Source organism: Candidatus Izemoplasma sp., assembly GCF_982632705.1.
The window spans coordinates 25781-36246 of the sequence record NZ_CEXEES010000013.1 but is presented as its reverse complement, the minus strand read 5'-3'; the positions used below and the strand labels follow the sequence as shown (position 1 = coordinate 36246).

Sequence of the window (10466 nt, the reverse complement as noted above, 5' to 3'; positions counted from 1 at the left end):
CCTAAACTCAAATTGACTTGTTCTATTCAGTTTTCAAAGACCTAATTGGTTGCAATCCCTTTAGGGATGCGTTGAATATTCTACTATGAGTCGAACATTCTTGTCAACACATTTATGAAACTTTTTAGTTTCATTTGTGCTGCTGGACAGATGTTGTACGGACCAGCAATATCAAGTGTAATAAATTTCCACTATATTGTCAACACTTTTTTATGCTTTATTTCTAACCTATATATGTGTTCAATCAAGACCAAGTAAATAAGGTTGAAATGTCCGCTATAAGTGGGTCGCGCTATAACACGCTGCAATAAAGAGTATATCTAATATGCTTAATAATGTCAACACTTTTGTAAACTTTTTTATCATTCTTTTTCAAGAGATAAAATGCAATATCGAAGAGATATAATATCTTCTTCTGACTGCAATGAAAAGTATATAAAAAACATGTATTTTTGTCAACACATTTGTTCTATTAATTTGGTATTATGCTTGACCTATTTCTTTGCTGAGATAATGTTTCTATATTATATATATATAAGGATATAAAAAAAGCCCAATTTTATGGGCTTTCTATATTATATAGATTTGAATACTTCTTCTACTGTTAAATCCTCTTTGGTTCCTTTTTTACGATTAGAGAATTCTACAATACCTTCAGCAGCTCGTTTTCCGACAACTACTCTAAATGGTAACCCAATCAAATCAGCATCTTTAAACTTGCTTCCTGCTCTTTCGTTACGATCATCTAGAAGTACCGAGATACCTTTTGATTTCAATTCCTGGTAGATTTTAGTAGCGAGTTCTACTTGACCTTCATCTTTTGTATTAACAGGGATCACATGTGCTTTAAATGGTGCAATCTCATCAGGCCAGATGATTCCATCATCACTTGAGTGTTGTTCTACACTGGCCATTAGTGTTCTACTAATCCCAATACCATAACAACCCATGATTGCAGCTTTTTGTTTTCCTTCTCTATCAATGAACTTTGCATTCATTGATTCACTGTATTTTGTACCCAATTTGAATATGTTACCAACTTCGATTCCTTTTGCCTCATCAATTGTTCCACCACAATCAGGACATACGTCGCCTTTTTTAAGACCACTATGTTCTTGGTTTGCAGCATAACTACATGATTGACAGAATGTAATTGTATCTTCTCCAACTTCACTCATAACCATGAACTCATCCGCTTCATCTCCGCCAATTTGTCCAGTGTCACTTGAAACGATTTTAGTTTCTAATCCACATCTCTTAAAGATTTTAGTATATGCATCAGAGAATAATTTATACCATTTATCTAAGTCTTCATCCGTATCACTGAATGTATATGCATCTTTCATGATAAACTCACGTCCACGCATTAAACCAAATCGAGGTCTCATTTCATCTCTGAATTTCGTTTGAATTTGGAATAAGGCTAATGGTAACTTCTTATAAGAGTTAATATAATCTCTTACAACTTGAGTTATGATTTCTTCATGTGTTGGACCTAAACAAAAATCTCTATCTTTACGATCTTTTAAACGCATTAACTCTGGACCATATTTATCCCATCTACCTGACTCATCCCATAAGGTTTTTGGTTGAAGGGCAGGCATTAATAATTCGCTCGCTCCGATGTTTTCTAGTTCTTCTCTTATAATGTCTTCTATCTTTCTAATAACTTTGTATCCAAGTGGTAAATAAGTATAAACACCTGCCGCTACTTGTTTTATCAAACCAGCACGTGTTAATAACTTATGACTCTTTACATCTGCGTCTTTTGGCGCATCTTTTAACGTTGGTACAAACAATAAACTTTGTTTCATAATGTCACTCCTATTTTATTCCGATTAATCGTAATATATCGTTGTATGTAATGAATACGAACAAACTCATTAATAACAAGTACATTACGTAATGTAGTGTATTTTCTACTTTTTGATTTGGTTTGTGTCCTGTCAATGCTTCATACCCTAAAAATACAAGACGTCCACCATCTAATGCTGGTATAGGTAATAAATTGATAACAGCTAAGTTAACACTTAATAAACCAACCCATCCCAGTAAGCTTGCAAATCCTTGACTTAAAGCATTGCTTGTTAATTGATAAATTCCAAGTGGACCTGCTAAATCACTTACTCCAACTTGATCATTATCAAATAATAATGCTAAGGTATCAAAAATCATTGTTGATGAATCTTTAATTCCAGTTACTCCATATCCTAAACTTTTAAATAAGTTAAATGAATACATTGGACCAATTCCAATACTACTGTCAACTAGAGGTAAGCCTTGTGTATCAAGTACATCAATGCCCCAAGGTTCAATAATTGTAATTTCTACCTCTGATCCATCTCTAATAATTGTAAATTCAATTGTATCTCCATCAGTATTACTTTGAATAATTGATATTACAGTTCCCCAGTCATTAACGGGGACTTGATCAATCTCGATAATTTCATCATCCTCTAAGAATGTAGAATACTCATCACCTTGATTACTTATGTTACACGATAACTCATCGGCACCTTCATCAGTAATGACATTTTCGGTCAAACAAACTTGAACACGTTTGTTGTCTCCGAAGAATCCTCCAAGTAACAAGTCCTCACCTGCACCTGCCATACTATATAAACCTACACTATACATTTCAATCACGGGTTCGATGGTAACAAACACGGGATCTCCATTTCTAGTTAATCTAAACTCTACTGATCTTACTGATAAATCTCTATCTAACTCAGTACTGATATCTTCCCAAGAGAATATATCAACACCATCAATTTGTGTGATTACGTCTCCTTCGATTATATGACCCTCAGCGGGAGAAGCGGCTCCAATAATACCAATCTGACTAGAATCCTCTGCTGGGAACCCTCTTACAAGTCCAAACAAAACAAACACAAAGAATGCCAGAACAAAGTTCATAAACGGCCCACCAAATATTGCTAAAAATCTTTGGCGTTTGTTTTTGGTATTGAAGTTTCTATCGGCTGGTGCCAATTGAATCTCTTTACCATTTACAACATACATAGCATCTCTAGCTACTGCGTAATCATTGATGTAAAGTGCTGTAAAGAATCCATCTTTTTTATGACCAACTAAATCGATTTTTTCAACAGTTACAAGTTCGTATTCTTGCCACTTTTCTTCTTTATGGTCAAGGATTAACTTTTTAACATTTCTCTGTTCATTGAAGATAACTCTAACTTGATCTCCAACTTTAATTACTTCATCTTTTAATTCTTCTCCAGCCATTGCAACAAAACCACCAAGTGGAAATAGTCTAATAGAATAAACTGTTTCTCCTTTTTTCTTGCTCCAAACAACTGGACCCATACCTAAACTAAATTCATGACATAAAATTCCTGCTTTTCTAGCTGCAATGAAATGTCCTAATTCATGTATAATTATTACTAAACTTAATACAAGTAGAAATACAAGTATTCCTAAAATTCCTGATATAATACCCATCGTGCCACGTCCTTTTATTAGACCTTATTCTTTACATACTCCCTAACCTTACGATCAAGTTCTACTATGTTTTCTAAGGTAATCTCTAACTCTGTTTTAAAAATATTCAAACACTCTTCAACATTTTGTTCAATATCTAAGAATGATATTTTTTCTTCTAAAAATAAATATACACTTTCCTCATTCGCTGCGTTAAGTATCGTTGGATTTAATCCACCCAATGTACCTGCCTCAACTGCCAATCGTAACAACGGGTATCTTTCCATTGATAACTCTTCAAAATGAAGTGCACCTAGTTTTATTAAATCTAATCTCTCACCCTTATAGGGCATTCTATTTGGATAAAACAATGCATAATTTATTGGTACTCGCATATCAGGTATTCCAATATGAGCCAATATACTACTATCGTTATACTCCACCAAACTGTGTACTACACTTTCTTTGTGTAATACTGTTTTTATTCTATTATAAGGCATATCAAACAAATAATGAGCCTCAATCACTTCGAAGCCTTTATTCATCATTGTAGCTGAATCTATAGTTATTTTATTCCCCATATCCCAATTTGGATGGTTTAACGCATCTTTTACTGTGACATTTTTTAATTCTTCACGTGTCAAATCTCTAAAACTACCACCACTCGCAGTAATAATAATCTCTTTTACGTCTTTTTTCTTTTCTAAAATTAATTGCTGAATAGCTGAATGTTCACTATCGATAGGAATTAATTCAACACCGTACTCTTTAACAAGTGGCATAATTAACTCTCCACCTATAACTAGCGTCTCTTTATTCGCTAATGCAACATTTCTTTTCATCTTAATTGCTTCGATAGTTGGTTCTAAACCAGCACTACCAACAAGTGCGTTTACAACAAGAGTTTTCTCTGTCGTTTTGAATGTACTTGCTTCAATCAAACCTTGTTTTCCATAACCGAATTTTACGTTAGGAAACTCTGTTTTCAACTCATCAAGTAATTCACTTTTCCCTATACTAACATACATAGGGCTAAACTCTACAATAATATCACGTAACTTACGTATATTCTTATTACAAGTTACAGCAACTACGTTAAAATCTTCTTTATGATTTCTTACTATATCTAATGTTTGAGATCCAATACTACCAGTAACTCCAAGAATTACTAGATTCATAAAGCCACAACTTTTATGATTAACATCAAAATCATAGCAGCAAATATAGCTGAATCAAAACGATCCATTACACCACCATGACCTGGGAATAGATTACTATAATCTTTAATCCCACAATCTCTTTTTAACTTAGAAGCAACCAAGTCTCCCATTTGTCCCATTATAGATATAACGAATATTAATCCTATAGTAATAAATACATTAAGTGTTAATGTATCAATCATTTCTAATTTAACCAAATACACATATAATACTGTGAACAATATCGCAAAGAACGTTCCACCAATACTACCTTCAACACTCTTTTTCGGACTTATTTTAACAGCCAATCTATGTTTACCGAAGTTAACACCAACAACATATGCGAATACATCTGTCATTATTGTTATCATAAATAAGAATCCAATAACAAGTAATCCATCATTAAAACTTCTAAGTCCAGCAAGTGCACCAAATCCAAGTGCAGGATACAGTATACTAATAAAGAAATTCCCTAGTTCCTTACTACTAAATACTTCAATAAATATTGAAAATAAACTAGCAATAATAAACATTAGTATAATAATATAAAATATCCCTTCAATGTATGGTTCTCCTTGATAAAATCCTTTGATCAAATAGAATAACCCGCCGCTAAACAGTACTTCTACACCTGTTAACCAAACTGGCTTTTCTGTGCCTTTTCTATACATTCTTGATAATTCCCATGTACCAGCCATACTAAGTACAAGTAAAGTGATATCAAATACCAATCCACCAATAACAAATAATGGTACAAATATAAGTAATAAAATTACTCCAGTTATCAATCTAGTCTTCATTTCTTAAGTCCTCCGAATCTTCTATTACGTTTTTGAAAGTTGTCTAACGCTTTGAACAACTCTTTTCTGTCGAATGCTGGCCAATGTTTCTTAGCAAAATAGAATTCACTATATGCTATTTGCCATAATAAGAAGTTACTTATTCTTTCTTCACCAGAAGTTCTAATCATTAAATCCAATTTTGGAAGTTCTTTTGTATATAAATGATTCCCTATAACCTCAGGTGTTATATCATTTACATCAATCTTTTTATTCTGAACTTCATTTACAATCTCTTTTACAGCTTCTGTAATCTCTGTATATGAACCATAATCAAAACAGATATTTAGAATCAATCCTGTTCTTTCTTTGGTTTTTTCTTCTACTCTATTGATTAACTCAACTACATGATCAGGGAAACGATCTCTTCTACCAGAAAACATTACTCTAATATTATTCTCTTTAAACTTCCCTTTGAATGTCTCTTCAAATTCTTTAGGTAAATCCATTAGATAATCAACTTCAGCTTTTGGTCTATTCCAGTTTTCAGTTGAAAATGCATAAACACTCAAAGCTTTCACTCCGATTTCATTACAAATCAAGGCAATATTCTTTAGATTTTCAGACCCTTTTTTGTGTCCTAAAGTTCTGGGTAATTTTCTTTTCTTAGCCCAACGTCCATTACCATCCATAATCATTGCTATATGTTGTGGAATATATCCACTTAATACTCTTTTTTCTATATTCATTTCTACACCTCATTTTACAGTATTTAATTATACTATATATACATATAAAATGCTATCAAATAAAAAGACGTAATATATAATATATTAACGTCTTTTATACTTATCAATTCTACCATCAGACCAAAAAATAAATAGCATTCCTATCAGTCCAAATATTATTGCAGTTATCCTTATATTACCATTTGCAAATAAAGTCATGAATCTAACTATATTCCCTATGCCAAATGGGAAATAGGAAGTTGGTGGAAATTCTATAAATTCAACTGCTATTAAACCCAAATACACTCCAAATGATAAATTAATTAAACCAATCACTATCCATATCCCTTTTCTAGTGAGTTCCCGTTTTCTTCTTGATCTATGAATCACTATTTGTTCACTCTATCAAAAATTCTTCTAACCATAGCATTGGTTTGGTTTACTTTGTTCAACACAGAGTAAAAAGCTATAAATACACAACCATTTAACATCACTGCTATTCCTAAGATCAAGTATGTATCAAATGAAAACACAGATTCTGGTAGTTGTGAAAAAACAAATGTTAGTATATACATTGCTATTTCATTATCATAGAACATAACCTCTATATCTATCAACTCATAATGTGATAGTACAAATAGTACACCAACGGCAAATTGTAACAAACCAAACATTCCAATTATTAAACCTACAATGGATGTTTTTTGTGGATATCTCATAATATCTCCCCCTCACTTATATTATACCATAGTACCTAAAAGAAAAAGACTACAAAATGTAGTCTTATATACTCAATATATCTTCTTCTTTTGCTTTTACTAAAGAATCAATTTCTTTTGTGTATTTGTCTGTTAACTCTTGGATTTCATCTTGATATCCTTTAGAATCATCTTCACTAATTTCAGATGCCTTTTCTAATTTCTTAATTGCATCATTTCCATCACGACGATCGTTTCTAATCTCAACTTTAAAACGTTCTCCAAGTTTACCAATATCTTTTACAATTTGCTTTCTTCTTTCAGTTGTTAATGGTGGTAAAACAATTCTAATTTGATGTCCTTCATTTTGTGGAGTTACACCAATATTTGCAGCTAAAATTGCTTTTTCTACATCTTTAACAATAGTTTTGTCGAAAGGTTTTATAATTAATTGTGTTGGTTCAGGAACTCCAATTGATCCTATTTGTGTAATCGGTGTTGGAGCACCGTAGTAATCAACTTGTACACTTTCTAATAATTTCGGATTTGCACGACCTGTTCTTATCTTAGAGAACTCTCTTTGTAGAGCTTCAATTGCATTCTCCATTTTTTCTTCTGTTTCTAATAAAATCATTTCAGGCATTGTTATTCCTCCTTTAATATATTAATGTTCCTATTTTTTTACCACTTGCAGCTTTTTTGATGTTACCTTCTTCATTCATATCGAACACGATAATTTTGATATGGTTGTCTTTACATAAAGCTGAAGCTGTTGAATCCATAACTTGTAGATTCTTATCTAACACTTCGTGATGTGTTAAAGAATCATATTTTACTGCATCTTTGTTTGTTCTTGGGTCTTTATCGTAAACTCCATCTGTTCCATTCTTAGCCATTAAGATAAATTCAGCACCTATCTCAGCAGCACGTAATGCAGATGTTGTATCTGTGCTAAAATATGGATTACCTGTACCTCCACCAAAGATTACTATTCTACCTTTTTCAAGATTGCTTATAGCTTTTCTTCTGATATATGGTTCGGCTACCTGAGGGATGTTCAAACTTGTCATAGTTCTAGTTTCTAATCCTAGTTCTTCTAAAGCATTTTGTAATGCTAAAGCATTCATTATTGTAGCGATCATTCCCATGTAATCTGCGCTACTACGTTCCATTCCCATTTCACTAGCAATTTTACCTCGCCAAATGTTTCCTCCACCGACAATTATACCGATTTCGAGACCGCCTAAATCATAGGCTCCTTTGATTTCATTTGCGATTTCACGTACTTTGTGTGGATCAATCGCCTTATTGTTTTCACCAATTAAAGCTTCACCACTTAGTTTAATAATTACTCTTCTAGATGTCATAGTACCCTCCTTTTATAAATATAGGACACAAGTTTGATTTTGCGTCCTAGTTTTATGTAATTTATGCCTTGTTAACTTGTGCCATTACTTCTTCTGCGAAATCATCGCTACGTTTTTCAATTCCTTCTCCAACTTCAAGTCTTAAGAAAGATTTGATTGAACCTTTAGCTCCGTCAACGAATTGTTTTACAGTTAAGTCTGGGTTTTTAACGAACGCTTGATTTACTAAGCAAATTTCTTTTAAATATTTATTTAAACGTCCAACTACCATTTTTTCAACAATATTTGCTGGTTTACCTTCGTTTAAAGCTTCGTTAGTTAATACTTGTTTTTCATGAGCAATTACTTCTTCACTGATTTCAGTTTGATCTTTGTATTTAGGGTTGATTGCAGCAACATGCATTGCAACATCTTTAGCAGCGTCATCGCTTCCACCTTCTAAAACTACAAGTGATACAATTCTTCCACCCATGTGTTTGTATGCTCCAAAGAACTCAGAATCTGATTTAACAGTTCTAGAAACTCTTCTTAATGATAATTTTTCACCAATCTTAGCAGTTGCATCTACTAATTTTTCAGCTAATGTTTTACCTTCAAATTGAACTTCTAATGCTTCTTCTAAGTTTGTTGCATTACTATTTGCAACTGCATTTGTAACACCATCTAATAATGTTAAGAATTCTGCATTCTTAGCAACGAAATCTGTTTCACTGTTTAATTCTAAAACAACAGCTTCATTTCCGTTTACCGCAATATTACATAATCCTTCTGCAGCTATTCTGTCTGCTTTTTTTGCAGCTTTGCTAATTCCTTTTTCTCTTAACCAGTCGATCGCTGCATCAACGTTTCCATCTGTTTCGATTAACGCTTTTTTACAATCCATCATACCAGCACCAGTTTTATCTCTTAATTCTTTAACTAGTTTTGCACTAATTGCCATTTTCGTTTCCTCCTAATGTGGTTTTCCGTAAAATATTATACTATATTTATATGTTTTTTTCAATTTATTATACTAAAATCTTTTTTAAAAAAAGAGCCCTAAAGCTCTTTTTATATTACTTTAAAGCTTCGATTAATTCTGCTTTTTTAAGTTTTGAGTATCCTGATAAACCTTTGTCTTTGGCTAAGTTCTTTAAGTCTGCAACAGTCATTGCGCTTAAATCTTTAGCAGGTTTTGCCGTAACCTTTTCTTGTACTTTAACTTGTACAGGTGCTTTTACTTCAACTTTTTTTGGTGCTTCAGCAACTACTTTTGCAACTGGAGCAGGAGTAGGTGTAACTGCTGGTTTTGTTGCAGCAGGTACTACGTTCTTTTGCTCTGGTTTAACATAAGGTTTTGAAGTTTTGTTATCGCGGTTATATGGTTTTGCATCCTTGTTATAAGGCTTAGAATTGTTGTTGTAAGGTTTTCTATCCTTGTTATAAGGTTTTCTGTTATTATCGTATGGTTTTCTGTTTCTGTCATAAGGTTTTCTTGGTTCTCTCGGTGGTAATTCTTCAATTACAATTTCTCCACCAACAGCTTCGATAAATGCGTTAGCTAATCTAGATACGATTAATTTTACTGAACGGATTGCATCGTCATTTGCTGGAATGATTACATCAACTAGATCTGGATCACAGTTAGTATCAACGATACCAAATACTGGGATATGAAGTTTTCTTGCTTCTAAGATTGCGTTTTTCTCTTTGATAGGATCTATTACAAATACTGCTTCAGGGATTTTTTTCATTTCTTTAATTCCTGATAAGAATTTCTCTAGTCTATCTAGTTCTTTACGTAATCCAATAACTTCTTTCTTAGGTAACTTATCAAAAGTACCATCAGCTTCCATTTTTTTGATGTCATGTAATCTTCTAATTGATTTTCTAATTGTTTTGAAGTTTGTTAGTGTTCCACCTAACCATCTTTGTGAAACGTAGAATTGTCCTGAACGGATTGCCTCATCTTTCACTACTTGTTGTGCTTGTTTTTTTGTACCTACGAATAAAATTCTTCCACCATTTTTTGCGATTTCTAAAAGTTTTGCATAAGCCTCATCGATTAACCCTTGAGTTTTTTGTAAATCGATAATGTGGATCCCTGAACGTGAAGTATAAATATACTTGTCCATTTTCGGGTTCCAACGGCGAGTTTGATGTCCAAAGTGAACACCAGCTTCTAATAATTGTTTCATTGAAACTACAGCCATTTTAAATTCCTCCTTTTGATTGTGCCTCCACGACCCTCAACGCTAATAGCCACTATTTCTAG

General features: G+C 32.8%; 11 protein-coding genes and 1 pseudogene. All 12 read right to left on the bottom strand.

All coding sequences use genetic code 11. From position 1 onward, the window contains the following. Positions 1 to 575: 575 nt before the first annotated feature. Positions 576 to 1814 (bottom strand): proline--tRNA ligase, encoded by a 1239-nt coding sequence (gene proS / locus AC2LE6_RS03265; protein ID WP_484477813.1) that lies wholly within the window; start codon positions 1812 to 1814, stop codon positions 576 to 578. Positions 1815 to 1824: 10 nt separating this feature from the next. Further along, positions 1825 to 3462: an RIP metalloprotease RseP gene (rseP, locus tag AC2LE6_RS03260; protein WP_484477812.1), complete on the bottom strand. Its 1638-nt coding sequence runs from the start codon at positions 3460 to 3462 to the stop codon at positions 1825 to 1827. A 17-nt stretch (positions 3463 to 3479) separates the two neighbouring features. Further along, positions 3480 to 4619 (bottom strand): 1-deoxy-D-xylulose-5-phosphate reductoisomerase, encoded by a 1140-nt coding sequence (locus tag AC2LE6_RS03255; RefSeq protein WP_484477811.1) that lies wholly within the window; start codon positions 4617 to 4619, stop codon positions 3480 to 3482. Then, positions 4616 to 5440: a phosphatidate cytidylyltransferase gene (locus AC2LE6_RS03250; RefSeq protein ID WP_484477810.1), complete on the bottom strand. Its 825-nt coding sequence runs from the start codon at positions 5438 to 5440 to the stop codon at positions 4616 to 4618. Before AC2LE6_RS03250 ends, AC2LE6_RS03255 begins: the two co-directional genes overlap by 4 nt. Next, positions 5437 to 6168, bottom strand: a complete 732-nt coding sequence (locus AC2LE6_RS03245; protein ID WP_484477809.1) for an isoprenyl transferase — start codon at positions 6166 to 6168, stop codon at positions 5437 to 5439. The genes AC2LE6_RS03250 and AC2LE6_RS03245 overlap by 4 nt, the downstream gene beginning before the upstream one ends. A gap of 84 nt (positions 6169 to 6252) precedes the next feature. After that, a complete protein-coding gene (locus AC2LE6_RS03240; protein WP_484477808.1) occupies positions 6253 to 6537 on the bottom strand; it encodes a hypothetical protein in 285 nt (94 codons plus the stop codon). Next, positions 6537 to 6866: a hypothetical protein gene (locus tag AC2LE6_RS03235; RefSeq protein WP_484477807.1), complete on the bottom strand. Its 330-nt coding sequence runs from the start codon at positions 6864 to 6866 to the stop codon at positions 6537 to 6539. The genes AC2LE6_RS03240 and AC2LE6_RS03235 overlap by 1 nt, the downstream gene beginning before the upstream one ends. A 64-nt stretch (positions 6867 to 6930) precedes the next feature. Next, on the bottom strand, positions 6931 to 7488 hold the full coding sequence (frr, locus tag AC2LE6_RS03230) for a ribosome recycling factor (protein ID WP_484477806.1): 558 nt from the start codon (positions 7486 to 7488) through the stop codon (positions 6931 to 6933). 13 nt (positions 7489 to 7501) lie between these two features. Then, entirely contained in the window at positions 7502 to 8212 is a 711-nt protein-coding gene (pyrH, locus tag AC2LE6_RS03225; RefSeq protein WP_484477805.1) for a UMP kinase, read from the bottom strand. 61 nt (positions 8213 to 8273) lie between these two features. Beyond that, positions 8274 to 9152 carry a translation elongation factor Ts gene (gene tsf / locus AC2LE6_RS03220; protein ID WP_484477804.1) on the bottom strand — a complete coding sequence of 293 codons (879 nt, stop codon included), beginning with the start codon at positions 9150 to 9152 and terminating at the stop codon, positions 8274 to 8276. 115 nt (positions 9153 to 9267) lie between these two features. Beyond that, the gene (locus tag AC2LE6_RS03215) at positions 9268 to 9363 is read right to left on the bottom strand and encodes a Rho termination factor N-terminal domain-containing protein (protein ID WP_484477816.1); all 96 of its coding nucleotides are present in this window, start codon (positions 9361 to 9363) and stop codon (positions 9268 to 9270) included. 357 nt (positions 9364 to 9720) lie between these two features. Beyond that, positions 9721 to 10404, bottom strand: a pseudogene (rpsB, locus tag AC2LE6_RS03210) (30S ribosomal protein S2); the annotation flags it as partial. Positions 10405 to 10466 lie beyond the last annotated feature (62 nt).